General features: G+C 65.6%; 26 protein-coding genes and 1 other RNA gene. 12 read left to right on the top strand and 15 right to left on the bottom strand.

Annotation, left to right across the window (positions count from 1 at the left end):
- The first annotated feature begins 25 nt into the window (after positions 1-25).
- From X566_RS11305 to X566_RS11295, 3 genes are all read left to right on the top strand, one after another.
- A complete protein-coding gene (locus tag X566_RS11305) occupies positions 26-739 on the top strand; it encodes a pyrimidine 5'-nucleotidase (protein WP_034468393.1) in 714 nt (237 codons plus the stop codon).
- Positions 740-859: 120 nt separating this feature from the next.
- On the top strand, positions 860-1,705 hold the full coding sequence (dapD, locus tag X566_RS11300; protein WP_034466257.1) for a 2,3,4,5-tetrahydropyridine-2,6-dicarboxylate N-succinyltransferase: 846 nt from the start codon (positions 860-862) through the stop codon (positions 1,703-1,705).
- A 177-nt stretch (positions 1,706-1,882) separates the two neighbouring features.
- Positions 1,883-2,341, top strand: a complete 459-nt coding sequence (locus X566_RS11295; protein WP_081740140.1) for a DUF805 domain-containing protein — start codon at positions 1,883-1,885, stop codon at positions 2,339-2,341.
- A 10-nt stretch (positions 2,342-2,351) separates the two neighbouring features.
- Here the strand turns inward: X566_RS11295 and X566_RS11290 are convergent, their stop codons facing one another.
- The gene (locus tag X566_RS11290; protein WP_034466254.1) at positions 2,352-3,563 is read right to left on the bottom strand and encodes an MFS transporter; all 1,212 of its coding nucleotides are present in this window, start codon (positions 3,561-3,563) and stop codon (positions 2,352-2,354) included.
- 101 nt (positions 3,564-3,664) lie between these two features.
- On the opposite strand from X566_RS11290, the gene dapE reads away from it, so the two are divergent.
- Positions 3,665-4,819 (top strand): succinyl-diaminopimelate desuccinylase, encoded by a 1,155-nt coding sequence (dapE, locus tag X566_RS11285; RefSeq protein WP_034466252.1) that lies wholly within the window; start codon positions 3,665-3,667, stop codon positions 4,817-4,819.
- Positions 4,816-5,376 carry a 5'-methylthioadenosine nucleosidase gene (locus X566_RS11280; RefSeq protein WP_034466237.1) on the top strand — a complete coding sequence of 187 codons (561 nt, stop codon included), beginning with the start codon at positions 4,816-4,818 and terminating at the stop codon, positions 5,374-5,376. Before dapE ends, X566_RS11280 begins: the two co-directional genes overlap by 4 nt.
- A 157-nt stretch (positions 5,377-5,533) precedes the next feature.
- Here X566_RS11280 and truA read toward each other — a convergent pair whose 3' ends face one another.
- The 4 genes from truA to X566_RS11260 are packed head-to-tail and all read right to left on the bottom strand — an operon-like array spanning position 5,534 to position 8,257.
- Positions 5,534-6,271 (bottom strand): tRNA pseudouridine(38-40) synthase TruA, encoded by a 738-nt coding sequence (truA, locus tag X566_RS11275; protein WP_034466235.1) that lies wholly within the window; start codon positions 6,269-6,271, stop codon positions 5,534-5,536.
- 5 nt (positions 6,272-6,276) lie between these two features.
- Positions 6,277-6,774 carry a GNAT family N-acetyltransferase gene (locus X566_RS11270; protein WP_034466233.1) on the bottom strand — a complete coding sequence of 166 codons (498 nt, stop codon included), beginning with the start codon at positions 6,772-6,774 and terminating at the stop codon, positions 6,277-6,279.
- Complete coding sequence (gene fmt, locus X566_RS11265) at positions 6,771-7,703, bottom strand: methionyl-tRNA formyltransferase (protein ID WP_034466232.1); 933 nt, start codon at positions 7,701-7,703, stop codon at positions 6,771-6,773. The genes X566_RS11270 and fmt overlap by 4 nt, the downstream gene beginning before the upstream one ends.
- 41 nt (positions 7,704-7,744) lie before the next feature.
- A complete protein-coding gene (locus X566_RS11260) occupies positions 7,745-8,257 on the bottom strand; it encodes a peptide deformylase (protein WP_034466231.1) in 513 nt (170 codons plus the stop codon).
- A 242-nt stretch (positions 8,258-8,499) separates the two neighbouring features.
- Between X566_RS11260 and X566_RS11255 the strand changes: the two genes are divergently transcribed.
- Both X566_RS11255 and X566_RS11250 read left to right on the top strand, forming a co-directional pair.
- Positions 8,500-9,699 carry a DNA recombination protein RmuC gene (locus X566_RS11255; RefSeq protein WP_034468392.1) on the top strand — a complete coding sequence of 400 codons (1,200 nt, stop codon included), beginning with the start codon at positions 8,500-8,502 and terminating at the stop codon, positions 9,697-9,699.
- 64 nt (positions 9,700-9,763) lie between these two features.
- On the top strand, positions 9,764-11,128 hold the full coding sequence (locus tag X566_RS11250) for an AmpG family muropeptide MFS transporter (RefSeq protein WP_034466230.1): 1,365 nt from the start codon (positions 9,764-9,766) through the stop codon (positions 11,126-11,128).
- Positions 11,129-11,167: 39 nt separating this feature from the next.
- Here the strand turns inward: X566_RS11250 and X566_RS11245 are convergent, their stop codons facing one another.
- The 5 genes from X566_RS11245 to ffs form a co-directional block, all read right to left on the bottom strand.
- Positions 11,168-11,563 carry a hypothetical protein gene (locus tag X566_RS11245; protein WP_034468391.1) on the bottom strand — a complete coding sequence of 132 codons (396 nt, stop codon included), beginning with the start codon at positions 11,561-11,563 and terminating at the stop codon, positions 11,168-11,170.
- Positions 11,564-11,579: 16 nt separating this feature from the next.
- Entirely contained in the window at positions 11,580-12,185 is a 606-nt protein-coding gene (recR, locus tag X566_RS11240) for a recombination mediator RecR (RefSeq protein WP_034466229.1), read from the bottom strand.
- The gene (locus X566_RS11235; protein WP_034466228.1) at positions 12,185-12,505 is read right to left on the bottom strand and encodes a YbaB/EbfC family nucleoid-associated protein; all 321 of its coding nucleotides are present in this window, start codon (positions 12,503-12,505) and stop codon (positions 12,185-12,187) included. Before X566_RS11235 ends, recR begins: the two co-directional genes overlap by 1 nt.
- 24 nt (positions 12,506-12,529) lie before the next feature.
- Entirely contained in the window at positions 12,530-14,383 is a 1,854-nt protein-coding gene (locus X566_RS11230; protein WP_034466225.1) for a DNA polymerase III subunit gamma/tau, read from the bottom strand.
- A gap of 138 nt (positions 14,384-14,521) precedes the next feature.
- Positions 14,522-14,618: signal recognition particle sRNA small type (ffs, locus tag X566_RS24315), an RNA gene on the bottom strand.
- A gap of 93 nt (positions 14,619-14,711) precedes the next feature.
- Here ffs and X566_RS11225 point away from each other — a divergent pair.
- The 4 genes from X566_RS11225 to X566_RS11210 all read left to right on the top strand — a co-directional run bounded on the left by X566_RS11225 (position 14,712) and on the right by X566_RS11210 (position 17,789).
- Positions 14,712-15,137 (top strand): HIT family protein, encoded by a 426-nt coding sequence (locus tag X566_RS11225; protein WP_034466223.1) that lies wholly within the window; start codon positions 14,712-14,714, stop codon positions 15,135-15,137.
- 7 nt (positions 15,138-15,144) lie between these two features.
- Positions 15,145-16,083, top strand: coding sequence for an NAD(+) diphosphatase (gene nudC, locus X566_RS11220; protein ID WP_034466220.1), 939 nt, complete (start codon positions 15,145-15,147; stop codon positions 16,081-16,083).
- A 137-nt stretch (positions 16,084-16,220) separates the two neighbouring features.
- Entirely contained in the window at positions 16,221-17,174 is a 954-nt protein-coding gene (locus X566_RS11215; protein WP_034466217.1) for a sugar kinase, read from the top strand.
- Positions 17,175-17,282: 108 nt separating this feature from the next.
- Complete coding sequence (locus X566_RS11210) at positions 17,283-17,789, top strand: Lrp/AsnC family transcriptional regulator (protein ID WP_034466215.1); 507 nt, start codon at positions 17,283-17,285, stop codon at positions 17,787-17,789.
- A 16-nt stretch (positions 17,790-17,805) separates the two neighbouring features.
- Here the strand turns inward: X566_RS11210 and X566_RS11205 are convergent, their stop codons facing one another.
- The 5 genes from X566_RS11205 to X566_RS11185 form a co-directional block, all read right to left on the bottom strand.
- The gene (locus X566_RS11205) at positions 17,806-18,252 is read right to left on the bottom strand and encodes a DUF305 domain-containing protein (RefSeq protein WP_034466213.1); all 447 of its coding nucleotides are present in this window, start codon (positions 18,250-18,252) and stop codon (positions 17,806-17,808) included.
- 111 nt (positions 18,253-18,363) lie between these two features.
- Entirely contained in the window at positions 18,364-19,863 is a 1,500-nt protein-coding gene (locus tag X566_RS11200) for a phosphomannomutase/phosphoglucomutase (RefSeq protein ID WP_034466211.1), read from the bottom strand.
- A gap of 214 nt (positions 19,864-20,077) precedes the next feature.
- Positions 20,078-20,599 carry a TIGR02281 family clan AA aspartic protease gene (locus X566_RS11195; protein WP_034466209.1) on the bottom strand — a complete coding sequence of 174 codons (522 nt, stop codon included), beginning with the start codon at positions 20,597-20,599 and terminating at the stop codon, positions 20,078-20,080.
- Positions 20,600-20,761: 162 nt separating this feature from the next.
- Complete coding sequence (gene hrpB / locus X566_RS11190; RefSeq protein WP_034466207.1) at positions 20,762-23,305, bottom strand: ATP-dependent helicase HrpB; 2,544 nt, start codon at positions 23,303-23,305, stop codon at positions 20,762-20,764.
- Between the two features lie 285 nt (positions 23,306-23,590).
- Entirely contained in the window at positions 23,591-24,907 is a 1,317-nt protein-coding gene (locus X566_RS11185) for a UDP-glucose/GDP-mannose dehydrogenase family protein (RefSeq protein ID WP_034466205.1), read from the bottom strand.
- Between the two features lie 187 nt (positions 24,908-25,094).
- Here X566_RS11185 and X566_RS11180 point away from each other — a divergent pair, with 187 nt between their 5' ends.
- Complete coding sequence (locus X566_RS11180; protein ID WP_034466203.1) at positions 25,095-26,153, top strand: acyltransferase family protein; 1,059 nt, start codon at positions 25,095-25,097, stop codon at positions 26,151-26,153.

The following is a 26,153-nucleotide window of genomic DNA, read 5'->3' as shown; positions in this document are numbered from 1 at the left end:
TCAACACGAGACGATGAAGGCTCCGATGACCGGTTTTCCTGCGCGCGGCTTCGATCACGTCGAGACATGGGTGTTCGACCTCGACAACACGCTCTACCCGCATCACATCAACCTGTGGCAGCAGGTCGATGTGCGCATCCGCGACTACGTGGCCGATTTCCTCAAGCTGCCGCCGGAAGAAGCCTTCCTGCTGCAGAAGGATCTCTACAGGCGCTACGGCACGACGATGCGCGGGCTGATGACCGAGCACGGCCTCGACGCCCACGATTATCTGAACTACGTGCATGCGATCGACCATTCGCCGCTGCAGCCGGACGTGGCACTCGGCACTGCGATCGCGCAACTGCCCGGGCGCAAGCTGATCCTCACCAACGGCACCCGCGAGCATGCCAATGCTGTGCTGAAGCGGCTCGGCATTGACCCGCATTTCGAGGACATCTTCGGCATCATCGAGGCCGAGTTCGAGCCGAAGCCGTCAGCCGCGACCTACCAGCGGTTCTTCGCCCGGCATGCGATCGAGCCGTCCCGCGCGGCGATGTTCGAGGATCTCGCGCGCAATCTCGAGGTGCCGCACCGCTTCGGCATGACCACCGTGCTGGTCGTGCCCGAGGCGAACCGGGCAGTGGAGCGGCAGCCATGGGAGTTGGAAGGACGTGACGCGGCCCATGTCGATCACGTCACCGACAATCTGGCTGGCTTTCTCGCAGCGATCCCGCTGGTGCCGCGAAAACAGCCCTGATTTCGGCGCCCCCTTTCCCTGCCAGCCGGGGAGGACCTACGCGCTCGGCTTGACTCCGCAGGCCTAACTTCCGAAAAAGCCCGCCGGTCTCTTCAAATCTCACCTGCCAAGGAAACTGTAATGTCCACGACTGCTCTGGAAGCCGCCGTCACCAATGCCTTCGAGGCGCGCGACACCGTCAGCACGTCCACGAAAGGCGAAGTGCGCGACGCGGTCGATTCCGCGCTGGAGCTGATGGACAAGGGCGAGGCGCGGGTCGCCGAGCGTCAGACCGATGGCAAATGGAAGGTGCATCAGTGGCTGAAGAAGGCCGTGCTGCTCTCCTTCCGCCTCAACGACATGGACGTGATTCCCGGCGGCCCGGGTCAGGCGACCTGGTGGGACAAGGTGCCCTCCAAATTCGAAGGCTGGGGGCCGAACCGCTTCCGTGACGCCGGCTTCCGTGCGGTGCCGGGCGCCGTGGTTCGCCGCTCCGCCTTCATCGCCCGCAACGTCGTGCTGATGCCGTCGTTCGTCAACCTCGGCGCCTATGTGGACGAGAGCACCATGGTCGACACCTGGGCGACGGTCGGCTCCTGCGCGCAGATCGGCAAGCGCGTGCACATCTCCGGCGGCGTCGGCATCGGCGGCGTGCTCGAACCGCTGCAGGCCGAACCGGTGATCATCGAAGACGATTGCTTCATCGGCGCGCGGTCGGAAGTCGCCGAAGGCGTGATCGTGCGCAAGGGCGCGGTGCTGTCGATGGGCGTGTTCCTCGGCGCCTCGACCAAGATCGTCAACCGCGACACCGGCGAGATCCACATCGGCGAAGTTCCCGAATATTCGGTGGTCGTGCCGGGTTCGTTGCCCGGCAAACCGCTGCCGAACGGCGCGCCCGGCCCCTCACTTTATTGTGCGGTGATCGTCAAGACCGTCGACGAGCGCACCCGCGCCAAAACCAGCATCAACGAATTGCTGCGCGACTGATCACACCCACAACCGCTATTGCTGCCAGCGTCCGCCCCTCGGCCATCGAAGGGCGGACGATTTAGTTATTGCTCCACCGCACTTCAATACGTCCGGCGGAGACACACATTTTCGATTGCTTTGCTTGTCAGAACCTCCCGAAGCAGCGAGCTTGCCGGCCGCTAAGGCAGGTGACTTATGAAACCTATGAATTGGAAAACCGCATTCTTCGGATTTGGCGGCCGAGTGAACCGCGCAAAATACTGGCTGGTGATCCTCGCCAACATCGTCGTCTGGATCGCCTTCATCGTTCTCGCCAACATCCTGCGCGACAGCGTCGAAAGCTTCGACGGCCTGAGCAGGATCAGCCTGTTGTTCGGCATCAGCGGATTCACCGCGATCGCCTTCAGCCTGTGGACCGGCTTCGCGGTCGCCGTGAAGCGGCTGCACGACCGCGCCCGCTCGGCCTGGTGGATCGTGCTGTACTGGCTGGTACCGATCGCGCTCGGTATCGCGTGGCTGTATCTCGACGATTTCGGCGGGCTTGCGGTCGCAGGCGTGAGCCTCGCGATCTTGCTCTGGGGCTTTGTCGAGATCGCACTGCTGAAGGGAACCGCGGGTGCGAATGCCTACGGGCCCGATCCGCTGGCGCGCTAACGCTTTCCAGCTACGCGCCGGCTGCGGTGCCCCATGCAGGACGGCGGCGCGCCAGCAGGATCAGCATCGGCAGTGCCGTGCATGAGCACAGCAGCGTCAGACCAAGCAGCGCACCGCTGCCGAACCGCGTGAGCACGCTTGCAAGAATCGGCGGCGACAGCGCGGAGATGACATTCAGCGGCAGCGCGATCCGCGAGGCCGCCTTGGCGTAATCGGCCTGATCGTAGAACACGAGCGGAATGGTCGCGCGCGCGACGGCGAGCGCGCCGCTGGCAAGTCCGTACAGCACGACGAATGCGGCAACCGTCGCATATGAGCCGCCACCGAGCAGCAGCACCGCCAGCGCCAGCGGCAGGAGTGCCGCCGCCAGGAGTCCGGTGGTCACTCCGTCCCAGCGGCCACCGCCGAGAAAATCGATCAGCCGGCCGCTGACCTGCAGCACACCGAGCGACGAGCCGAACGCAATCGCCTCCGCCGCCGGCAGGCCTTTCGCCTTCAACAGCTCGATCACCACCGAGGCGAGTCCGAACGTGACGAAGCTGTTCGGCACGATCGCCGCGAGAACGAGATAGAACGTGCCAGCCGCCACGGGCGCGCGCGGCTGCGCGGCAACCCGCGCCGGCGCGTCCGCAACATCTGTCGCCGCTGCCGGGCGCGGCAAACCGAACAGGTACAGCGGGCAGCAGACGATCGCCATCCCCAGCGCATAGACGATACATGTCCCGCGCCAGCCGATCGCATCGGACAGGACGGCGGTGATCGGCCAGAACACGCTCGACGACAGACCCGTCACCAGCATCAGGGCGCCGATGGCACTCCGGGCGCTGCGGCCGGCGATCTCGTTCAGCGCAATATGCGCGGCAGTCGTCAGCGTCGCCGCGCCGCCGATACCGAGCACGGCCCAGGCGGCGAAATACGACACCGGCCCGCGCGCCAGCGCCAGCGCCACCAGGCCCAGCGCCGTGCCGAGCGTCCCCGCAGCCATCACCCGGCGGGTGCCGAACCGCACGAATGGCTGCGCCAGCCATGGCGCGATCAGCCCCATCACCACGAACAGCACGGTCGTTCCCGCGAACACCGCGGCGACGTCCATATGCAGATCGGCGGCCATCGTCCGGCCGACGATGGCCGGCAGGCCGATGGTGCCCCAGCCGGCGAGCTGGGCCACCGAAAGAACGCATAATGCACCGACAAGCGTCTTGCCGGCTCCCGAGGCGCGCATCGTCTTCCTGCCCGTCGAAACGCAAAAACCTGTACCCGGTAGCAAGCCCTGCATATCAGTTTGATGACGCCGGGACCTGCCCTGTGTTAAGCGGAGGAGCCATGACAGACAGTCTTTCCATCCTTCGCGATCTCGTCCGCTGCCCCTCCGTTACGCCCGCCGATGCCGGTGCGCTCGGCGTGCTGGAGACGCTGCTGAAAGAAGCCGGATTCGAGACCCACCGCGTCACCTTCTCCGAGCCCGGCACAGCCGACATCGACAATCTCTATGCGCGCATCGGCACCGCAGCGCCGCACCTGATGTTCGCAGGCCATACCGACGTGGTGCCGCCCGGCGACGAAGCGTCATGGACGCTGCCGCCGTTCTCCGGCGAGGTGAAGGACGGGGTCATGTACGGCCGCGGCGCCGTGGACATGAAGGGCGGCATCGCCTGCTCGGTCGCCGCCGTGCTGGATTATCTGAAAGCCAATGGCGGCCAGCTGAAGGGCTCGATCTCGTTCCTGATCACCGGCGACGAGGAAGACGTCGCGGTGAACGGCACCATCAAGCTCTTGCAATGGGCAGCCGAGCGCGGCGAAAAATTCGACCACTGCATCCTCGGCGAGCCGAGCAATGTCGAGGAGCTCGGCGACTGCATCAAGGTCGGCCGTAGGGGCTCGCTCTCCGGCACCCTGATCGTGGATGGCACCCAGGGCCACGTCGCCTATCCGCACCGCGCGGCCAACCCGCTGCCCGACCTGTCGGCGCTGATCACCGCCCTCGACGAGGAGCCGCTCGATCATGGCAACGCGCATTTCCAGGCGTCCAACCTGGAGTTCGTCTCGATCGATGTCGGCAACAAGGCGTGGAACGTGATCCCCGCGCAGGCGCGAGCCCGCTTCAACATCCGCTACAACAGCGAGCACACGCAAGAGTCGCTGAAGGAGCTGGTCGAAAGCCGCGCCGCCAAGGCAGCGGGCAACCGCATCCGCCAGCACATCGTGTGGGAGCCCTCCAACTCCAACGTCTTCATCACCAAGCCCGGCCCGTTCACCGATATGGTGGTGGCCGCGATCGCCGAGATCACCGGCCGCAAGCCGGACCTCAACACCGGCGGCGGCACCTCCGACGCCCGCTTCATCTCGCATTACTGTCCGGTGCTGGAATTCGGCCTGGTCGGCCAGACCATGCACCAGATCGACGAGCGCGTTCCGGTGAAGGATCTCGAGCGGCTGACGACGATCTATCGCGGCATCCTGGATCGCTACTTCGCATGAGCGGCAAGATTCTCGTCCTCGCGGCGCTGAGGGATGAACTGTCCGACAGCAACGCGCTGCCCGGCGTCGAGGTGGCCTATACCGGCGTCGGCAAGGTCAATGCCGCGCTCGCGACGGCACAGGCCATCCTGAAAGCCAAGCCGGTGCTGGTGGTCAACTACGGCACCGCCGGCAAGATCTCCGAGGGACTCAGCGGGCTGTTGGAGATCGCCAAGGTGGTCCAGCGCGACATGATGACCGAGCCGCTCTCGCCGCGCGGCACCACGCCGTTCTCAAAGGATCCGGTGTTTCTCGAATCGGGCTTCGGTCGCATCGTCTGCGGCACCGGCGACAGCTTCGTCACCACCGTCGATCCCTGGCTGATCGAGAACGGCATCCATCTCGTCGACATGGAGCTCTATGCGGTGGCGCTGGTCTGCAACCGGCTCGGCGTGCCGTGGCGCGCCTTCAAGTTCATCACCGACGATGCCAACGACTTCGCCGCGCACGAGTGGACCGCCAATGTGGCGAGCGGCGAGAGCCTGTTCTGGGACGCGCTGAAGGCGATCGTGGGCTAGTGTCCCGAATCCAAAGTTTGCTGCACTTTGCAGCACGCTCAGAGCGAATTCCGGATTCGATAAGGACACTAGCAAATTTATGATTCTAGTGTCGATTCTGGATCAAAAATTCGCACGACGAACTCGCGGAAACGCTGGTGCGAATTTTTTTGATCCACTAGTAGTCGACGCGCATCAGATAGAGCCCGTCCGGCGGCGCCACCGGACCGCAAGCGGTGCGATCCTTCGCATCGAGCGCCCGCTTCAGATCGGCCTTGCTCCACCGTCCTTCGCCGACCCAAACCAGCGAGCCGACCATCGAGCGCACCTGATTGTGCAGGAACGAGCGCGCCGAGGTGATCACGCTGACGACGTCACCGTGGCGCACCACATCGAGCTGGTCCAGCGTCTTCTCCGGCGACTTCGCCTGGCACTCGGCGGCGCGGAACGTCGTGAAATCGTGCCTGCCGAGCAACTGCTGCGCGGCCGCGTGCATCGCGTCGGTATCGAGCGGCTTCGGCACGCGCCATGCCTGACCCAGCGCCAGCGTCAGATCGGCCCGGCGGTTGACGATGCGATAGAGGTAGTGGCGCCTGATCGCCGAGAAGCGTGCTTCGAACGTCTCCGGCACGAGCTCGGCGCTCAGGACCGCCACCGGGTGCGGCCGCAGATGCGCGTTCATCGCATCGCGCACCTGATCGGTGCGGAACGGCTTCGCCAGGTCGATATGCGCGACCTGTCCTTTCGCATGCACGCCGGCATCGGTGCGGCCTGCTCCGTGCACGCGCACGGCTTCGCCGCAGAGCGCCTTCGCCGCCTGCTCCAGCACGCCCTGCACGGTGAGATCGTTCTCCTGCACCTGCCAGCCGCGAAACGGCGCGCCGTCATATTCGATGGTGAGCTTGAAGCGCGGCACGGCGGCTATTCCAGCGCGCCGAAGGCGGGCGCATAGGTCACCGTCCCCACAACCGGCGCATCCGCCGCGAGCCGCAGCGCCTGCAGGTATTCGCCCTGATACACGCAGGCGAACGGCGCCGCTGCGGCCGCCGAAAACCCGAAACGCTGATAGTAGGCCGGATCGCCGAGCACGAAGACGATGCCTTCGCCCGCCGTCTTCAGCCGCAGATGGCCGGCGCCGATCAGGGCGCGACCTACTCCGTTGCGCTGGAGCCGCGGCAGCACCGACACCGGCGCGAGCGCAATGCCGGGCAGACGCTGGCCGTCTTGCGCGATCCAGAGCCGCGAGAACCCGACATGGCCGACGATCTCGCCATCGATCGCCGCCACCAGTGACAGCACCAGATCGCCGTCCTTGCGCAGCGCGTCGATCAGATCGGCTTCGGCGAACTGGCCGAAGGCCGCGGCAACCACCGCGCGGATCGCCGCGCCGTCGTCGGGGGCTTCGGGACGGATGATCATTGCATCCGGCTCCCCGCCACGACGCGCGTGCCGCGCAGAAACACCTCGGCGCTCATCGGCTGCTTGCCTGCGCGCTGCAGTTCGACGATGCGGATCGCGCCCGCGCCGCAAGCAACGGTGAGCCGATCATCGAGCAACTCGCCCGGCGCACCCAGCCCGTTCGCCAGTTCGCAGCGCAGAATCTTGATGCGCACCGGCTGGCCGTCGATCGCGACCTCGCTCCAGGCGCCGGGGAACGGCGACAGTCCATGGCAATGGCGCAGCACCGCCCGCGCGGGCTTCATCCAGTCGATCCGCGCCTCGGTCTTGTCGATCTTGGCCGCGTAGGTGGCGCCCTCCGACGCCTGCGGCACGAGCGGCAATTCGCCGTTCGCCAGCGCATCCATCGCCCGCACCATCAGCGGCGCGCCGCTCTCCGCCAGCATGTCGTGCAGGTCGCCGGCGGTCATCGCATCGGTGATCGTGACGCGGCCTGTCATCGCCACGTCGCCGGTGTCGAGGCCCGCATCCATCTTCATGACCATGACGCCGCTCTCGTCGTCACCCGCCATAATCGCGCGGTTGATCGGCGCCGCCCCGCGCCAACGCGGCAGCAACGATGCATGCAGGTTAAAACACCCCAGCCGCGGCGCGTCGAGAATGGGTTGCGGCAGGATCAATCCATAGGCCACCACCACGGCCGCATCCGCCTGATGGGTGCGGAACATGGCCTGGGCTTCTTCGGTTTTCAGCGTCTTCGGCGTCAGCACCGGAATGCCGAGGCCGCGCGCCTCGAGTTCGACCGGCGTCACCTGCTCCTTCATGCCCCGCCCGGCGGGCTTCGGCGCACGGGTATAGACCGCGGCGACCTCGTGGCCGGCTTCGGCCAGCGCCCGCAATGTCGGCACCGAAAAATCCGGTGTACCCATGAAGACAAGACGCAGCGGCATGCGGTCGGCCGATCCTTCAACGGTGCAACGAGCGGGCGGAGCTATTCCGCGCGCTTGGCGGCCTTGGTGAACTTCTTCAGCACGCGGTCGCGCTTCAGCTTCGACAGATAATCGACGAACAGCACGCCGTTGAGATGATCGATCTCGTGCTGGATGCAGGTGGCGTAGAGGCCCTCGGCCTCCTCCTCATGCACCTTGCCGTCGAGGTCCAGGAACCGCACCCGCACCTTCGCCGGCCGCTCGACCTCTTCGTAATATTCCGGGATCGACAGGCAGCCTTCCTCATAGACCGACAGGTCCTCCGACGACCAGGTGATCTCCGGATTGATGAACACCCGCGGATTGGGTGGCCCTTCCTTCTTGGCCAGATCCATCGTGATCAGCCGCTGCGGAACCCCGACCTGGATCGCGGCGAGGCCGATGCCCGGCGCGTCGTACATGGTCTCGAACATGTCCTCGGCGAGCTTGCGCACGTCCCCCGTGACCTTTTCGACCGGCGTTGAAACGAGCCGCAACTGTTTGTCCGGCAGGATGATGATGTCACGAATAGCCATGGCGGGCGATGTAATCCGGGCGAATGATCCGGTCAATCTGCCGAATGGGCACGCCGACGACGCCGCGCCCCCGATCTTAACCGATGGTTCACCATATCTCTCAACGCGCGGTTAACCATAACTCTCAAGGTGTGCTTAACCGTGATCGTTCAGGTCCGCTTAACCGCGCTCCTTTGGATCTCGCCAAGCATATATGTTCTCTCTTCGTTCGCGAAAGCCTCCGAATCGGCTACAAGGGCTGCATGTCCGAGATTCTCTTCATGGCCGGCGACGTCGCCGTCACCACCGCCCAGGCGCTGATGGCCTTTGCGGGCCTGGTGCTGCTGCTGCTTGCCGTCATCGCCGTCGTGCTGGCGCGCGGCGCGAGCCGCAGCGAGGCCGCGCGCATGGCGCAAGCGATCCGCGCCGATGAACTGGAGGAGCGGCTCGCCGACATGCTGCGCAGCCAGGCCGAAACCGCCGGGCGGATGCAGGCGATGGGCGAGGCGCTCGCCGGCCGGCAGACCGATATGGCGCGGGCGATGAACGATCGGCTCGACGCGGTGACCCATCGGGTCGGCCAGTCGATGGAGCAGTCGACCCGCAGCACCATGGATCAGTTGCGCCACCTGCATGAGCGGCTGGCGGTGATCGACAGCGCGCACAAGAATCTCACCGAGCTGACGACGCAGGTGACGACGCTGCGCGACGTGCTCGCCAACAAGCAGGCGCGCGGCGCCTTCGGCCAGGCGCGCATGGAAGCGATCGTGCAGGACGGCATGCCGAAGGGCTCCTACGCCTTCCAGCACACGCTCTCCAACAACAAGCGCCCCGACTGCGTGGTGTTTCTGCCCGACCAGCGACCGCTGTGCATCGACGCGAAGTTTCCGCTGGAATCGGTCACCGCGTTGCGCGACGCGCGCGGCGACGAGGAGAGGAAGAGCGCGGCGCAGCGGCTGCGGCAGGACATCCTCAAGCACGTCACCGATATCGCCGGCAGATACCTGATCCCGGGCGAGACCCAGGAGATGGCGCTGATGTTCGTGCCGTCGGAATCCGTCTACGCCGAAATCCACGACGGTTTCGACGATGTGGTGCAGAAGGCGTATCGTGCCCGCGTGGTGCTGGTGTCGCCGTCGCTGCTGATGCTGGCGATCCAGGTGATGCAGCAGATCCTGAAGGACGCGCGCATGCGCGAGGCAGCCGACCAGATCCGCAACGAGGTCTTCAGCATGACCGACGACCTCGGCCGGCTGCGCGAGCGGGTGTTGAAGCTGCAACAGCATTTCGGCCAGGCCAACGAGGACGTCCGCCAGATCCTGATTTCCGCCGACAAGATCGACAAGCGCGCCGCGCGGATCGAAGACCTCGACTTCGACAAGCCCGAGGCAGCGGTTCCCGCGCAGGCCGCGGCCGACCTGTTCCCGCGCGCGCCGGTTCGCAAACTGCAGGCGGGCGAGTAGTCCTGGCGGTCGGCGGCTGGAACTAGCCGCACTTTTGTCCGCCGAATCTGCTACCACCTCTGGCATGACTGCGTCCGACGCCTCGCCGACCGCCGAGAAGCCGGCCACCCGCTCCGCGTCGTGGGCCGAGACGCTCGCCGTCTACCTGCAACCGCGGGTGCTGATCGTCCTGTTCCTCGGCTTCTCCTGCGGCCTGCCGCTGGCGCTGACCGGCTCGACGCTGCAGGTCTGGATGCGCGAGTCCGGCGTCGACCTCAGCACCATCGGCCTGTTCGCCGCGGTCGGCACGCCCTACACCATCAAATTCCTCTGGGCACCGTTCATCGACGCGCTGAGTGTGCCCGGGCTCACGCGGCTGCTCGGCCGCCGCCGTGGCTGGCTGGTGTTCTCGCAACTGCTGCTGATCGCAGCGATCATCCTCTTGGCGCTGACCGACCCCGCGCGCTCACCGTTGTTCGTCGTGCTCGGCGCGCTTTTGGTCGCGACCGCATCGGCGACGCAGGATACGGTGGTCGATGCCTTCCGTGTCGAAAGCCTGCCCGAGAACGAACAGGCCGCGGGCATGGCTAGCTATGTCGCCGCCTATCGCATCGGCATGCTGGTCTCCACCGCCGGCGCGCTGTTCCTCGTCAGCGGCTTCGAGAGCTGGGGCTACGTCAAGGCGAGCGCCTGGACCTGGGGCTATGTGGCGATGGCGGCGATGGTCTTCATCGGCATGCTCGCGTCGATCCTGGCCACCGAGCCCGCGCGCTCGCAAGACGCGCTCGCCGAAACGAAAGACGAGAAGCCCGCACAACGTGTCGCCGAGGCCGCCTACGGCGCGCTGCTCGAATTCCTGACGCGGAAAGACGCCTGGGCCGTGCTCGCCTTCGTCGTTCTGTACAAATTCACCGATGCGTTCTCGGGCACGATGACCGCGCCGTTCGTGATCGACCTCGGTTATACCCGCAACGACTACGCGGCGATCGTCAAGGGCGTGGGACTTGCGGCGACGTTGACTGGTGGCTTCGCCGGCGGCTTTCTCGCGCGCGCCTGGTCGCTGCCCGCCTGCCTCTGGTTCGCAGGCATCCTGCAGGCGCTCTCGAACCTGGTGTTCTCGTGGCTCGCCACCGTCGGCATCAACCAGTGGGCACTGGCGGCGGCGATCACCGCCGAGAATTTCACCGGTGCGATCGGCACGGTGATCTTCGTCGCCTACCTGTCGGCGCTATGCAACAATCCGCTGCACACCGCCACGCAATATGCGCTGCTGGCGGCCTTGTCCGCGGTCGGACGGACCTATCTTGCATCGAGCGCGGGCTTCGTCGCGCAGTCGACCGGCTGGCCGCTGTTCTTCGCCGTCAGCGTGCTGGTGGCGATCCCGAGCCTGATCCTGCTGGTCTGGCTGCAGCGCCGCGGCCACTTCGCGACGCTGAAACCGAGGACGTGAGCGGCACCGTTATCCCACGATGCTTATGTGGCGCGACGCCTACTGCACGATGCTCCACTTGGAGATGAGCGCGTCGCTCACCTGTCCCGCCACCGAGGCGCAGGACATGTCGCTCGCCTTGATCGAGATGTTTTTGCCGATATAAGGCTTCAGCTTGCCGATGTCGGCGGGATCGTGGGTGACGATCTGAAACGTCTCCGGCCCGGTCTCGAGATTGCACATGCCATCCGGCCCTGGAATGCGCCGCGCCTCGCTCAGCACCTGATAGGTCTCGATCCGCTTGCCCTGGGCGCGGCTGCGCATCACCCGCAGTTCCCCGGTCAGAACGTCGCCGTTCCTGATCGGCTTCGGCGTTTGCGCAAAAGCTTCACCCACGAGAATCGTAGCGGAACCGCAAAGCGCCGCCACCAGCAAGCGTAGAGTCCGTGTCGTCATATCCACCTTCATCGCCTCAAAAGAGGGTTCGCTGCCGCATTGCTGCCGCCAGCGTTCCTTCATCGAGATAGTCAAGTTCGCCGCCAACCGGAACGCCATGGGCGAGCCGTGTCACCTTTACGTTGGCGTCCTGCAGAAGATCAGTGATGTAATGCGCCGTCGTTTGACCGTCCACTGTTGCGTTGAGCGCAAGCACAACTTCGTGCACAGTGTCCGCGTGCGCGCGCGCCACCAACTGCTCGATGGTGAGATCCTGCGGCCCGACGCCATCGAGAGGCGATAACGTACCACCGAGCACATGGTAGAGGCCACCGCTCGCCGACGCGCGCTCCAGCGCCCACAGATCAGCAACGTCGGCGACGACGACGATGGTCGATTGATCGCGGCGCGGATCGGTGCAGACCGTACATGGATTCTGGGTATCGATGTTGCCGCAGGTCTTGCACACCTGCACCTTGTCGATCGCAACCTGCAGCGCCGAGGACAGCGGCGCCATTAGCGCATCGCGCTTCTTGATCAGATGCAGCGCGGCGCGGCGCGCCGAGCGCGGGCCGAGCCCCGGCAGCCGCGCCAGCAACTGGATCAGCCGCTCGATCTCGGGGCCTGCAACCGCAGACGGCATCAGCCGAGCCCGAAGCCCGGCGGCAGCTTCAAGCCGCCCGTCAGCGCCGCCATCTTCTCCTGCATCGCCGCCTCGGCCTTGCGCTTGGCATCGCCGACCGCGGTGACGATCAGGTCCTCGACGATCTCGGTCTCTTCCGGCTTCATCAGCGACGGATCGATCTTCAGCGCCTTCAGTTCCATCTTGGCGGACATGCGCACGGTCACGAGCCCGCCGCCGGACACGCCTTCGACCTCGACCTGATCGAGCTCCTCCTGCAGCGCCTTCATCTTCGATTGCAGTTGCGCCGCCTGCTTCATCATGCCGAGAAAATCAGCCATGAACCGTCCTCATTCATCCGTGGATCAATCGTCGTCGCCGGTGGTTTCGGGCATGTCGGCGTCGAACTCCGCCTGCTGCGGCTGGCGCCGTTCCACCTTGATCACCTCCGCGCCGGGCCACTTCGCCATCACGTCGCGAATGCGCGGATCGGCCCGCACCGCATTTTCTAGTTCGTTCTGCTGCGCCTGCGCCTGGGCGCGCAAGGTCGGTTGCGCCGGCGCATTGGAAACGGCGACGGTCCAGCGACGGCCGGTCCATTGCTCCAGCTTGCGCGAGAGTTCGCCGACCAGCGCACGCGACGCATTCGGCTCGAGCGCGATCTCCAGCATGCCGTCCTCGACCCGCACCAGGCGGACATCATTCTCCAGCGCCTTCTTGATGGTGATGTCACGCTTCTCGGCCGCGAGCGCCACGATCTCGGCGAAGCTGTTGAGGCGCAGATGCGGCGCGGTCGCGGTCTGCATATGCGGTGTGGCATCGACGCGCATCGCCGTCGTCTCGGCACCGGAACGCGCCGTGGTCGGCGTGAACGTCCCACGCGCGGCAGGCATTGTACTCTCCATCCGCGGCGCCGCCGACGTGCCGCGGCCAGCCCCGTTGCCGCCGCCGGAAGACGCCGACGGCGCGCCGCCGCTTTCGAGCGCGCGCAGGGCCTCGTCCGGCGTCGGCAGGTCCGCCGCATAGGCGATCCGCACCAGCACCATCTCCGCCGCCAGCGCCGGACGCGTCGCGGTCTGCGCCTCGGTGATGCCCTTGAGCAGCATCTGCCACATGCGCGACAGCACGCGGATCGACAGCTTCGCCGCGAACTCGCGGCCGCGCAGCCGCTCGGTCTCGCCATAGGCGCCGCTGTCGGCGGTGGCGGGTGCGATCTTCACCCGCGTCACGAAGTTCACGAACTCGGCGAGATCGCTCAGGATCACGATCGGGTCGGCGCCGATGTCGTACTGATCGCGGAATTCGCGGAACGCCGCCTCGATGTCGCCGCCGGCGAGCGCGCCGAACAATTCGATCACCCGTGTCCGGTCGGCGAGCCCGAGCATCTGCCGTACGTCCTCGGCGCGCACCGTGCCGGCCGCATGCGCGATCGCCTGGTCGAACAGCGACAGCGAATCACGCACGGAGCCTTCCGCGGCACGCGCGATCATGCGCAGCGCGTCCGGCTCCGCCTCGACCTTCTCGAGACCGGCGATGCGGCTGAGATTGGCCACCAGCACATCGGCATCGACCCGGCGCAAGTCGAAGCGCTGGCAGCGCGACAGCACCGTGATCGGCACTTTGCGGATTTCGGTGGTGGCGAAAATGAACTTGGCATGCGACGGCGGCTCTTCCAGCGTCTTCAGGAACGCGTTGAACGCCGCCGTCGACAGCATGTGCACTTCGTCGATGATGTAGACCTTATAGCGCGCGCTGGCCGGCGCGTAATTGACGCCGTCGGTGATCTGACGGACATCGCCGACGCCGGTATGGGAGGCCGCATCCATTTCCAGCACATCGAGATGCCGGCTCTCCATAATCGCCTGGCAGTGCTTGCCGAGCGTCGGCATCGTGATGCTCGGCCCGCTCACCGACCCGTCCGCCATTTCGTAATTCAGCGCGCGGGCGAGAATGCGCGCGGTCGTCGTCTTGCCGACTCCGCGCACGCCGGTCAGGATCCAGGCCTGCGGAATGCGTCCGGTATCGAATGCATTCGAGATGGTCCGCACCATCGCCTCCTGGCCGATCAGATCGTTGAAGGTCGCCGGGCGGTATTTGCGCGCCAATACGCGGTAACCGCCCGCGGCGGCTGGCGGCGCGCCGAGGTCGAAACCCGGCGAAGCGTCGGCGGGATCTGGAGCGGAGGCTGTGGCACTGGCGGATTTGCCGGTATCGGTCATCGGGCGATCCGCTAAGAGGCATCCGGAATGGTCGGACCGCGACCCCAGCGGGCACAGTCCAGAGCGGCGGCAACGGAATGGCTGCCTTGCGCTGCCGGAGATGATTCGGCAGCCGGCCAGCCAGACCGGCGAATTAAGGTGGGAGACTGACGAGCGACCCGAACCGGAGCTCGTTAGGGCTGCTTCCTTCCGGACCTGACCCGGTTGGCGAGTGGCTCGTCCACTGCCAATCTCCCGGCCCTATTTGGGGCCAACGGGCGCAGAAAGCAAGCGCAAGCAATCTGCTTCTGCTACGCTGTATCCCACGACTATGTGACTGGTATTCTTCATGTTCCCCAAGGCGCCCGCCTTTACGCTCCATCCACAGCTTGAACGCGACACGGTCAATCTCGGCGACCTGCCGCTGTGCCGCGTGCTGATCATCCAGGATGCCAACTATCCCTGGCTGCTGCTGGTCCCCCGCCGCGACGGCGTGGCGGAAATCCTCGACCTTGACGAGGTGGAACAGGCACAGTTGATGACCGAAACGACGCGCGTGGCGCGGGCGCTGAAGGAGGTCACGCAATGCGACAAGCTGAACATCGCCGCGCTCGGCAATGTGGTGCCGCAGCTGCATGTCCATGTCATCGCCCGCCGCAAGACCGACGCGGCCTGGCCGCGTCCGGTCTGGGGCGCCGTGCCGCCGCTGACGCACGATCCTGAAGAGCTGAAGCTGTTCATCAGCGCAATACGCAAGAAAATCTGGTTGGGTTGAAACGCACATGACGCAAGACACGCTTTTTCCGCTGGGTGAATTCGGCTTCCTCATCAATCCGCTCGATCGCGCCGCGCACCTGCGCGACGACGAGGAGAAACTGTTCGCACTGGAAGGCAAGTCGAACAGCCGCGCCTTCGTCATCCATCGCGATTCGCTGCTCTTGAAGCAGGATGGCGACACGGTGCGCGCCGCGCTGACGATCCGCGAGGCGCTGGGCTTCGGCGCCAATCCCGGCACCATTTTCCTCGGCCTACGCGACGGCGCGCCGTATTTCGGCATGGGCATCCCGCCGGCGGCGGCGGAAAAACTGATCGGTCGCAACGACGTGCTGGTCGAGCCGCTCCGCAACGTCGCGAGCCAGGGCATCGTCCCGCCCTCGGAATTGTCGGCGATCGCGACGGCAAAATCGATGGTGCATTTCCACCAGCGCCACGGCTTCTGCTCCAACTGCGGCTCCAAGACGCAGATGGCGCAAGGCGGCTGGAAGCGCGAATGCCCGAACTGCAAGACCGAGACGTTCCCACGCACCGATCCGGTGGTGATCATGCTGGTGACGGACGGCGACCGCTGCCTCCTGGGCCGCCAGAAGCAATTCCTGAAGGGAATGTGGTCATGCCTGGCCGGCTTCGTCGAGCCAGCCGAGACCATCGAGGACGCGGTGCGGCGCGAGATTCTCGAGGAGGCCGGCATCGAATGCGCCGACGTCCATTATTACAAGGCGCAACCCTGGCCCTATCCATACTCGCTGATGATCGGCTGCACCGCGCGCGCCGTGACCACCGACATCCGCATCGATCGCAACGAACTGGAGGATGCGCGCTGGTTCACCCGCGACGACGTGATCGCGATGTTCAACAACACCCATGCGGATGGCTTCCGCAGCCCCAACGGCATCGCCATCGCCCATCATCTGCTCGGCGAGTGGGCCTTCGGCAGCAAATGAATCCGTCGATCGGCCCGGCGGCGAAGAAACGTCCGCTGCCGGACGGCGCACGCCGGTGGTGACGATCCTGCCGGCGGGAACCTCACTGCCGCGCCGCCGTTATTGACGGTTTGACACGCGAACAGGGCAGGAGCGCAATGGCAGCGGCGAAGCAGGCAGGCGGGGCGAAATCCATTCTCTGCATCGGCATGCCGGTGCGCGACCTGATCTACCGGATCAACACCCTGCCCGGCCGCGGCGAAAAGGTGCGCGCCGAGCATTTCGTCGAACTCGCCGGCGGCAACGCGCTGAACGCATCGGTCGGCATCGCCCGCCTCGGCGGGCGCGTGACGTTCTGCGGCCCGACCGGCGACGCATCCGAAACCACCTCGGGTTTCGTCTTCGACCAGGTCGCGCAGGAAGGCATCGTCACCAACGTCGTCCATGTGCCGGGCGCGGTCACGCCGATCTCCAACGTGATGATCGATCCCTCCGGTGAGCGCACCGTGGTCACCTATCGTGACCCGAAGCTCTGGGACGTGACGCTGCCCGATACCGACACGCTGCTGAAGGACTGCGACGCGGTGCTGACCGAGAACCGCTGCGCGAGCTTCGTCACCGACCTGTGCGTCGAGGCGAGCCGCCGCAAGATTCCGGTGGTGATGGACGCGGATGTGGTCATGTCGCCGCGCGAGGGCCTGCTCGCCGCCTCCTCGCACATCATTTTCTCGGCCGAAGCTCTAACGGCAACCGCCGCCACCACCGATCTCGACAGCGCGCTGCAGCGGATCGCCGAGCAGACGCCCTCGTTCGTGGCCGTCACCCGCGGCGCGCAGGGAATGACCTGGCTCGACGCGCAGGGGCATGTGCAGCACATGCCGACCTTCCCCGTGCACACCGTGGACACCCTGGGCGCCGGCGATGTGTTCCATGGCGCGTTCGCGCTGGCGGTGGCCGAGGGCATGGGGATCGAGCCGGCGATGCGGTTCGCATCCGCCGCCGCCGCGCTGAAATGCACCCGGTTTGGCGGCGCCTTTGCCGCCCCAACCCGGGACGAAGTCGAGGCGCTTATCGCGCAAAAGAGGCCGCCCGCCCCCTCCAAAATAGCTTAGCGGTAGAGTTATTCTCAAAATAGACCTTTTTCTAGATTGCAATAGAATGATTTTCTCTATAGAACGGCACGCTAAATTCGGGCCTGTTCCTAGAGGAAAAATCATTCCATGAGCGAGACCGCCGCCCTGAGCTACGAACCCCGTCGCCTCGACGCGATCGATCGCAAGATCCTCGCAGTTCTGCAGGAAGACGCGTCCCTCTCCGTCGCCGAGATCGGCGAGCGGGTCGGGCTCTCATCGACGCCGTGCTGGAAGCGGATCCAGCGGCTGGAGGCCGAGGACATCATCCTGCGCCGCGTCGCGCTGGTCGATCAGAACAAGATCGGCCTCGGCATCACCGTGTTCGTCTCCGTGGAGAGCGGCGACCATTCGGAGGCCTGGCTGAAGACATTCGCTGACGCCGTCAGCGCCATGCCGGAGGTGATGGAGTTCTACCGGATGGCGGGCGACGTCGATTACATGCTGCGCGTGGTCGTCGCCGACATGCAGGCCTACGACACTTTCTACAAGAAGCTGATCAGCACGGTGGCGCTGAAGAACGTCACCTCGCGCTTCGCGATGGAGAAGATCAAGTCGGTCACCGCACTGCCGGTGCCGGCTCTGGTGGCCGCCTGAGGGCGGCCGCCAACGCTCATTGCTCGAGCCGCTTGATCAGCGCATTCATCTGGGTGATTTCGGTGCGCTGGCCTTCGATGATCGAGGCGCACAGCCGCTTGATCTCGTCGTCGGTCAGCCTGGCACGCTCGCACATCAGCACCGCGCCCGAGTGATGCGGAATCATCGACTTGAGAAACTGCATGTTGCCGATCCCGGTCTGGCTGCGGATCGCATACAGGAAGCCCGCCAGCGCCACGGCGCAGACCACGCCGATCACGGCATTGGCGATCCGGTTCGGATACATCGGCCGCATCAGCAGCAGTTCGATCATCACCATCGGTGCCGCCATCACCGCGGCCATATAGGCCTGGTTCAAGTTCGGATAGGCGTCGAACACCGTATCGACCATCGCATACATGAGAATGTACATCGCGATGAACGACAGGACCGCCATGACGGCGAGTCGACCATAACTGTGCATGGAAAATCGCTCCGGTCTCCCCCGGAAGCGAAACCGCCGCGGGGCCGAATCGGTTCCCGCGGCTGATTGCTTTCGCCGGACGCGGCCTAACGACGCATCCGGCGCGACCGCTCAGATTTTCTGATTGTACTCGCCCACTTCAGGATGCGTGCGCAGCACACCATCGACCGCAGCGAACATATCGCGCATGCGCTGCTCCGACACCGGACTCTCGACAACCACCACCAATTCCGGCTTGTTCGACGAGGCGCGCACCAGGCCCCAGCTCCCGTCCTCGACCGTGACCCGCACGCCATTGACGGTGACGAGGTCGCGGATCGCCTGACCCGCCACCTTTTCGCCCTTCGCCTGCGCAGCTTCGAAGTGCTTCACCACCTGCTCGACGATGCCGTACTTGATCTCGTCGGCGCAGTGCGGTGACATGGTTGGCGAGGACCAGGTCTTCGGCAGCGCATCCTTCAACTCCGCCATGCTCTTGGTCGGATTGCGATCGAGCATGTCGCAGACCGCCAGCGCCGAGACGAGCCCGTCGTCGTAACCGCGGCCGTATGGCGCATTGAAGAAGAAGTGGCCGGACTTCTCGAAGCCCGCCAGCGCCTTCAATTCGTGGGTGCGCCGCTTCATGTAGGAGTGGCCGGTCTTCCAGTAGGTCGCCTTTGCACCCTGCTTCTGCAGCACCGGATCGGTCAGGAACAGGCCGGTGGACTTCACGTCCACCACGAATTGCGCGTCCTTCCTCTGCGCCGACATGTCACGCGCGAGCATCACGCCGACCTTGTCGGCGAAGATCTCCTCGCCGGTGTTGTCGACGACGCCGCAGCGGTCGCCGTCACCGTCGAAGCCGAGGCCGACATCGGCCTTGTGCTGCAGCACTGCGTCGCGGATCGCGTGCAGCATTTCCATGTCTTCCGGATTCGGATTGTACTTCGGGAAAGTGTGGTCGAGATCGCAATCGAGCGGAATCACCTCGCAGCCGATCGCCTCCAGCACCTTCGGCGCGAACGCGCCCGCTGTGCCGTTGCCGCACGCGGCAACGGCCTTGATGCGGCGCTTCAGCTTCGGCCGGTTGGTAAGGTCGGCGATATAGCGCGCCGGGAAATTCGCATGGAATTGGTAGGAGCCGCCCGGCTTGTTGTCGAACGCGGCGTTGAGCACGATCTCCTTCAGCCGCGTCATCTCGTCGGGCCCGAAGGTGAGCGGGCGGTTGGCGCCCATCTTCACCCCGGTCCAGCCATTGTCGTTGTGCGAGGCCGTCACCATGGCGACGCACGGCACGTCAAGGTCGAACTGCGCGAAATACGCCATCGGCGTCACCGCGAGGCCGATGTCATGCACCTTGCAGCCTGACGCCATCAGACCGGAGATCAGCGCGTATTTGATCGACGCCGAGTAGCCGCGGAAATCGTGACCGGTGACGATCTCCTGCTTCTGGCCGAGCTCCTTGATCAGCACGCCGAGGCCCATGCCCAGCGCCTGCACGCCCATCAGGTTGATTTCCTTGCCGAACAACCAGCGCGCGTCGTACTCGCGAAAGCCCGTCGCCTTGACCATCGGCTCGGACTCGTAGGCGTAGGTATTCGGCGACAGCGCCGCCTGCGGCTTCGGAAACATTCAGGGCCTCGTCGTGAGAAACGTCATGCAGCCATAGCGAAAGCCATGACCCAAGGAAAGGTGGAGGGGTCGTGAGACCGGCAATCCTGGAAGGCAAATGCGGCAGATTGACAGCCGGATCGTTCATCGCCGCTTCATCGGCGGCATTCCCTGTCATCACGCCGACACGTTCCCGCTTCCAGGACTGTGGCACGATACAGACGCACGAGAACGCCTATTGTTCCAGCACCAGCTTGCCGCCGGCGTATTCGAACCGGCGCAGCCGCGACAGATAGGATAGGCCGAGCAGGTTCTCGCTCAGCGCCGTGTCCGGCAGCACCATGGCTTCGACGTCGCGCACTTCGAGCCCGCCGACATCGACGCTGGCAAGGCGGGTGCGCGCCGCCTTCACCGTGCCGTTGGCGGTGGTAACGGTGGCACTGTAGTCCTCGCGGGAGGGGCGGATGCCGAGCTGAGCGGCGGAGCTCTCGTTCAGTGCGATCACCGAGGCGCCGGTATCGACCATGAAGCCGATGCGACGGCCATCGACGCGACCGTCGGTCTGGAAGTGCCCGCGCGCGTCGCGCGTGATCGCATGGCTGCGGCGGCCGGTCTGCTGATCGGATAACACCGCATTGGCGGCATGGCCCTGCGTCGAAGCGGCCGCTTGCATCGAAGGCTGGAGATTGTCGGCCATGCGGGCGAGGAAAACGCCGAGGCCGGTCAGCACCGCGGCAAAGATGAGAATGCTACGCATACACGCTACCCTGCACGCCACTGTTGAAGGCCCGCGTCCGGACGCGATTACAGCACATCGCGAACCCTGCCTGGACCTCGCTCGCAGCAAAGCCCGCGGCAGGCGTGCCAATTTTGCCGAAAACGGTGAGTGAAGCGTTAATCGGGCCCGCGAAAGGCCGCATCATGTCCCGCGCGGCTTGGCGCGGCGGGTCGGCAGCGCGCTGGCCGGATCGTCTGGCCAGGGGTGACGCGGATAACGCCCGCGCAGATCGGCGCGCACACCCGCATAGCTGCCGCGCCAGAAGCCCGGCAGATCGCGCGTCACCTGCACCGGCCGGTGCGCCGGCGACAGCAACTCGATCACCAGCGGCACCTTGCCTTGCGCGATCGCGGGATGGACGTTGAGACCGAACAGCTCCTGCACGCGGATGGCGATGGTCGGCCCCTGCTCCGCCTCGTAATCGATCGCCACCTGCGAGCCGGTCGGCGCCTCGAAATGCGTCGGCGCCTCGCGGTCGAGCCGCGCACGCATATCCCACGGCAGCAGCGCCATCACCGCATCGGACAGTTCGGAGGCGGAGACCTGGCTCAAGGCCGTCTTGTCGTGCAGCAGCGGCTCGAGCCACGCGGCACGACTGTCTGCGAGCGCGGCATCCGACAGGTCTGGCCATGCATCGCCCTCCGCCCTGCGCAGGAACATCACCCGGTCACGCCATTGCTGCAGCGCCTTCGACCAGGGCAGCCGCGCAAGCCCGGCTTCGGCGATGCCGTCCGCCAGTACCCGCGCCGTCGTCTCGCTCGGCACGAGTTGCATGATCTGTTCGGACAGGGTGACGGCGCGCAGCCGCCGCTTGCGCCGGCCGCGCAGCGACAACGACGCCCTGTCGAAGCTGATCTCGTCTTCGCTTTCGATCTCGGCCGCGAACCGCCGTTCGATCTCGCCTTGCGTGATCGGCGCGGCCAGCAGGATGCGGCTGTTGGCGGCGCCGCCGGTCAATTCGCCCACCGCGAGATAGGCCGCACGCGCCAATACCGAGGTCTTTTCGGCCGATGCACCGCGCCCGTTGACCAGCACGAACGAGCCGTTGCCGCGGTTGCGCGCAACACGATCCGGAAACGCGAGCGCAAGGATCGCGCCGGTCGATAGATGCCCCTCACCCCGTTCGTCGCTACGCGCCGCACGACCTTCTCCCCGCCGCGTAGGGAGAGAGGGTCGCGACCCTTGCGAGACCGGTGAGGGGCTGCTTTGCGCTTCCTTTGCCCAGCGCTCGGCCATCGTCCGCGCATTGCCGGCGCGCGGCGAGCGGTCTCTGCGAAACTGATCCAGCCGCGCTTCAAGATCGATGCTGTCGCCGCCGAGCCCGCGCTCGGTCAAGACCGCAGCGATCATCGCCGCATCGTCCGCCGCCCCCTCGCGCGCGGCATCGACGATCATGCGCGCGAGCCGCGGCGGCAGCGGCAGTGCCCCCAGGCGCTTGCCTTCCGCGGTGATGCGACCATCGACATCGAGCGCGCCGAGCTCCTGCAACAGGCGCTTCGCCTCGCTCCAGGCCGGCGCGGGCGGCGGATCGAGGAACGCAAGCGGCGCAGGGTCGCCGACGCCCCATTGTGCGAGATCGAGCACCAGCGACGACAGATCACTGGCGAGAATTTCCGGACGCGTGAACGCCTCGAGCGATGCGGTCTGCGGCTCGTCCCACAGCCGGTAGCAGACGCCGGGCTCGGTGCGGCCGGCACGGCCGCGCCGCTGGTCCACCGCAGCGCGTGACGCCCGCACCGTCTGCAGCCGCGTCAGCGCGATGTCCGGCTCATACAGCGGCACTCGCGACAACCCACAGTCGACGACGATGCGCACGCCCTCGATGGTCATCGAGGTTTCGGCGATCGAGGTCGCCAGCACGACCTTGCGTGTGCCCTTCGGTGCCGGCGCGATCGCACGATCCTGCGCCGAGGCATCGAGCGCACCGAATAGCGCGACGATGTCAACGGTCGGATCGCTGACGCGCTCGCGCAGCATCGTCTCGGTGCGGCGGATTTCAGCAGCGCCCGGCAGGAACGCCAGCACCGAGCCGCCCTCCGCGCGCAACGCCGTGGCGATGGCATCCGCCATCTGCCGCTCGATCGGCGCATCGGACTTGCGGCCGAGATAACGCGTCTCGACGGGAAAGGCCCGCCCCTCGCTTTCGATCACCGGCGCATCCCCCAGCAGCCGCGCCACGCGCGCGCCGTCCAGCGTCGCCGACATGACCAGGATACGCAGATCCTCGCGCAAGCCCTGCTGCGCATCGCGCGCCAGCGCGAGGCCGAGGTCGGCATCGAGCGAACGTTCGTGGAATTCATCGAACAGAACCGCGGCGACGCCGCTCAACTCCGGATCGTCGATGATCTGCCGCGTGAAGATTCCTTCTGTCACCACCTCGATGCGGGTGTTGCGCGAAATCTTCGAGCCGAAGCGCACGCGATAGCCGACCGTCTCGCCGGCTTTCTCGCCCAGCGTCTTCGCCATCCGCTCGGCGGCGGCGCGCGCCGCGATCCGGCGCGGCTCCAGCACGATGATCTTCCTGGGGCCGACCCATGGCTCGTCGAGCAGCGCCAGCGGCACGCGGGTCGTCTTGCCGGCGCCCGGCGGCGCGACCAGCACACCACAATTGCCGTCGCGCAGCGTGGTGGCGAGCGCATCGAGCACGGCATCGATCGGAAGCGGGGTATCGAAACTGCGGGTCACGGATCAAGCTTGCTCCACTCCCCGCTTGCGAGGAGTGGGGTGGGACGAGGGGCATCAAGGATACGATGCAATGAAGGATCAGAACGCCGTTGCCAAGTCCCTCATCCCGCGCACGAAGATGCCGATCTCTCTCGCGCGCGGGGCGAGGTGAACGCGCGATCGCGGCGGACGGTCTCGGCCCGCCTTAAAGCATGATCCGGAAAAGTGTGAAGCGGTTTTCCGAAATGACCATGCTTAAACAATGAGCTAAAGCGCAAGGATGATTCGTCCAAATCTCATCGCGCTTTAGCCCCGCTGCTGCGGCCGCCCCACGCTCTCGTAAGCGAAGCCGAGCGCGGCCATCTCATCCGGCCGGTAGATGTTGCGCAGATCGACGACCACCGGCTGCGCCAGCTCCGCCTTCAAACGTTTCAGATCGAGCGCGCGGAACTGCTCCCACTCGGTGACAATGACCAGCGCATCCGCCCCCTTGGCGCAGCTATAGGCATCGTTGCAGTACGCCACGTCCGGTAGTTCGGCGCGCGCCTGCTGCATGCTCTCCGGATCGTAGGCGCGCACCTTGGCGCCCTGATCGATCAACGCGGTGATCAGCGGGATCGACGGCGCCTCGCGCATGTCGTCGGTGTTGGGCTTGAAGGCGAGCCCGAGCACCGCGATGGTCTTGCCACGCAGGTTGCCGTCGAGCGCATGCGCGACCTTGCGCGCCATCGCCCGCTTGCGCGCGTCGTTCACCGCCAGCACCGCTTCGACCAACCGCAGCGAGACATCGTGATCTTGCGCGGTCTTGGCGAGCGCGCGAATGTCCTTCGGGAAGCAGGAGCCGCCGAATCCGGGCCCCGCATGCAGGAACTTGGCGCCGATGCGGTTGTCGAGTCCGATGCCCCGCGCGACCTCCTGCACGTCGGCGCCGGCGCGCTCGGCGAGATCGGCGATCTCGTTGATGAAGGTGATCTTGGTGGCGAGGAAGGCGTTCGCCGCGTACTTGATCAGCTCGGCGGTGCGGCGGCCGGTGTACATGATCGGCGCCTGATTGAGATAGAGCGGCCGGTAGATCTCGGCGATCACCTTGCGCGCGCGCTCGTCCTCGGTGCCGACGACGATGCGGTCCGGATGCTTGAAGTCGCGGATCGCGGCGCCCTCGCGCAGGAACTCCGGATTGGATGCCACCACCACGTCGGCGGACGGATTGGTCTCGCGCATGATCCGCTCGACATCATCGCCGGTGCCGACCGGCACGGTCGATTTGGTGATGACCACGGTGAAGCCCTTCAGCGCCTCGGCGATCTCGCGCGCTGCCGCGTGCACATAGGTCAGGTCCGCGTGGCCATCGCCACGGCGCGACGGCGTGCCGACGGCGATGAACACCGCATCCGCCTCGCTGACCGGACCCTTCAAATTGGTCGTGAAGGTTAACCGTCCGGCCTTGACGTTGGTCTCGACCAGCCGATCGAGATCCGGCTCGAAGATCGGAATCTCGCCGCGCTCCAGCGCATCGATCTTGGCGGTATCCTTATCGACACAGACCACCTGATGGCCGAAATCCGCGAAACAGGCGCCGGACACCAGCCCCACATACCCCGTGCCGATCATCACTATACGCATCGATGCCCGCCATTGATGGTTAATGCTCGCCTAAACGCGTCAGGCGGCGCGGTGATAGCAGATGAACCTTTCATTGACGAGACAATAGCATCGTTCGCCGAGTTCCTGGCACGGCACTTGTACGAGTAAGGGTCGCGAAACCCAATTGTCCGACGATGACGAAAAGGGTGCACTGAAGAGGAACACCATGGTCACAAATGGCACAGGCACGCTCGATCGCTTCGCCGCTCCGGCCGACCGGCTGGATTGGGTCGATTACGCCAAAGGTATCTGCATCATCATGGTGGTGATGATGCACTCGACGCTCGGCGTTCAGAACGCGATGGGCCAGGAAGGCTTCATGAACGCGGTGATCGAGTTCGCCAAGCCGTTCCGCATGCCCGATTTCTTTCTCATCTCCGGCCTGTTCCTGGCGCGGGTGATCGATCGCGACTGGCGCACCTATCTCGACCGCAAGGTGATGCATTTCGCCTATTTTTATGTCCTCTGGGTGACAATCCAGTTTGCCTTCAAGGCGCCCGGCTTCGCGGCCGAACATGGCGCGGCCTATGTCGCCAAACTGTATCTCTTGTCGTTCATCGATCCGTTCGGCACGCTCTGGTTCATCTACCTGCTGCCGATCTTCTTCGTCGTCACCAAGCTCACCAAGACCGTCCACCCCGCCCTGATCTGGGGCTTTGGCGCGGTGCTGGAAATGTCCAACATCAGCACCGGCTGGACGGTGATCGACGAGTTCGCCTGGCGCTTCGTCTACTTCTACTCCGGCTACCTGTTCGCCAAGCACATCTTCGCCTTCGTGCGCGAGGTGCAGGGCCATGCCGGCATCGCCCTTGCGGGGCTCGGCCTGTGGGGCGTGATCAACGGCGCGGCCACGTACGCCGGCGTCGCCACCTGGCCGGTGCTCTCGCTGATCCTCGGCTATGCCGGTTCCGCCGCCGTGATCACCGCCGGCGCGCTGCTAGCGAAGATGCGCTGGCTCGACGGGGTCCGCTACTGCGGCGAGCACTCGCTCGTGGTCTATCTCGCCTTCTTCCTGCCGATGGCCGTCTCCCGCGTGGTCCTGACCAAGACCGGCATCATTCCCGATGTTGGCGTGATGGCCGTGCTGGTGACCGCGAGCGGCGTGATCGGCGCGCTGGCGATCTGGTGGCTGACGCGCAACACTGCGCTGCGCTTCCTGTTCGATCGTCCCGCCGCGTTCTGGCTGACGCCGAAGCCGCGAGTGACTCTGCAGGCAGCAGAGTGA

The organism is Afipia sp. P52-10, assembly GCF_000516555.1.
Lineage (GTDB): Bacteria > Pseudomonadota > Alphaproteobacteria > Rhizobiales > Xanthobacteraceae > P52-10.
The sequence above is the reverse complement of the archived record's forward strand: the minus strand, read 5'-3'. Positions and strand labels throughout refer to the sequence as shown.

What these genes read in the sequence shown, in the direction of transcription:
- fmt (WP_034466232.1), bottom strand. Translation starts at nt 7,703, where the DNA reads ATGCCGCTGCGTCTTGTCTTCATGGGTACACCGGATTTTTCGGTGCCG.
- X566_RS11215 (WP_034466217.1), top strand. Translation starts at nt 16,221, where the DNA reads ATGGCAGCGGCGAAGCAGGCAGGCGGGGCGAAATCCATTCTCTGCATC.
- X566_RS11250 (WP_034466230.1), top strand. Translation starts at nt 9,764, where the DNA reads ATGACTGCGTCCGACGCCTCGCCGACCGCCGAGAAGCCGGCCACCCGC.
- X566_RS11200 (WP_034466211.1), bottom strand. Translation starts at nt 19,863, where the DNA reads ATGTTTCCGAAGCCGCAGGCGGCGCTGTCGCCGAATACCTACGCCTAC.
- X566_RS11260 (WP_034466231.1), bottom strand. Translation starts at nt 8,257, where the DNA reads ATGGCTATTCGTGACATCATCATCCTGCCGGACAAACAGTTGCGGCTC.
- X566_RS11180 (WP_034466203.1), top strand. Translation starts at nt 25,095, where the DNA reads ATGGTCACAAATGGCACAGGCACGCTCGATCGCTTCGCCGCTCCGGCC.
- X566_RS11270 (WP_034466233.1), bottom strand. Translation starts at nt 6,774, where the DNA reads ATGATCATCCGTCCCGAAGCCCCCGACGACGGCGCGGCGATCCGCGCG.
- X566_RS11295 (WP_081740140.1), top strand. Translation starts at nt 1,883, where the DNA reads ATGAAACCTATGAATTGGAAAACCGCATTCTTCGGATTTGGCGGCCGA.
- X566_RS11235 (WP_034466228.1), bottom strand. Translation starts at nt 12,505, where the DNA reads ATGGCTGATTTTCTCGGCATGATGAAGCAGGCGGCGCAACTGCAATCG.
- X566_RS11225 (WP_034466223.1), top strand. Translation starts at nt 14,712, where the DNA reads ATGTTCCCCAAGGCGCCCGCCTTTACGCTCCATCCACAGCTTGAACGC.
- X566_RS11210 (WP_034466215.1), top strand. Translation starts at nt 17,283, where the DNA reads ATGAGCGAGACCGCCGCCCTGAGCTACGAACCCCGTCGCCTCGACGCG.
- X566_RS11185 (WP_034466205.1), bottom strand. Translation starts at nt 24,907, where the DNA reads ATGCGTATAGTGATGATCGGCACGGGGTATGTGGGGCTGGTGTCCGGC.
- X566_RS11280 (WP_034466237.1), top strand. Translation starts at nt 4,816, where the DNA reads ATGAGCGGCAAGATTCTCGTCCTCGCGGCGCTGAGGGATGAACTGTCC.
- X566_RS11245 (WP_034468391.1), bottom strand. Translation starts at nt 11,563, where the DNA reads ATGACGACACGGACTCTACGCTTGCTGGTGGCGGCGCTTTGCGGTTCC.
- X566_RS11230 (WP_034466225.1), bottom strand. Translation starts at nt 14,383, where the DNA reads ATGACCGATACCGGCAAATCCGCCAGTGCCACAGCCTCCGCTCCAGAT.
- recR (WP_034466229.1), bottom strand. Translation starts at nt 12,185, where the DNA reads ATGCCGTCTGCGGTTGCAGGCCCCGAGATCGAGCGGCTGATCCAGTTG.
- X566_RS11195 (WP_034466209.1), bottom strand. Translation starts at nt 20,599, where the DNA reads ATGCGTAGCATTCTCATCTTTGCCGCGGTGCTGACCGGCCTCGGCGTT.
- X566_RS11305 (WP_034468393.1), top strand. Translation starts at nt 26, where the DNA reads ATGACCGGTTTTCCTGCGCGCGGCTTCGATCACGTCGAGACATGGGTG.
- X566_RS11290 (WP_034466254.1), bottom strand. Translation starts at nt 3,563, where the DNA reads ATGCGCGCCTCGGGAGCCGGCAAGACGCTTGTCGGTGCATTATGCGTT.
- dapE (WP_034466252.1), top strand. Translation starts at nt 3,665, where the DNA reads ATGACAGACAGTCTTTCCATCCTTCGCGATCTCGTCCGCTGCCCCTCC.
- dapD (WP_034466257.1), top strand. Translation starts at nt 860, where the DNA reads ATGTCCACGACTGCTCTGGAAGCCGCCGTCACCAATGCCTTCGAGGCG.
- X566_RS11205 (WP_034466213.1), bottom strand. Translation starts at nt 18,252, where the DNA reads ATGCACAGTTATGGTCGACTCGCCGTCATGGCGGTCCTGTCGTTCATC.
- X566_RS11255 (WP_034468392.1), top strand. Translation starts at nt 8,500, where the DNA reads ATGTCCGAGATTCTCTTCATGGCCGGCGACGTCGCCGTCACCACCGCC.
- nudC (WP_034466220.1), top strand. Translation starts at nt 15,145, where the DNA reads ATGACGCAAGACACGCTTTTTCCGCTGGGTGAATTCGGCTTCCTCATC.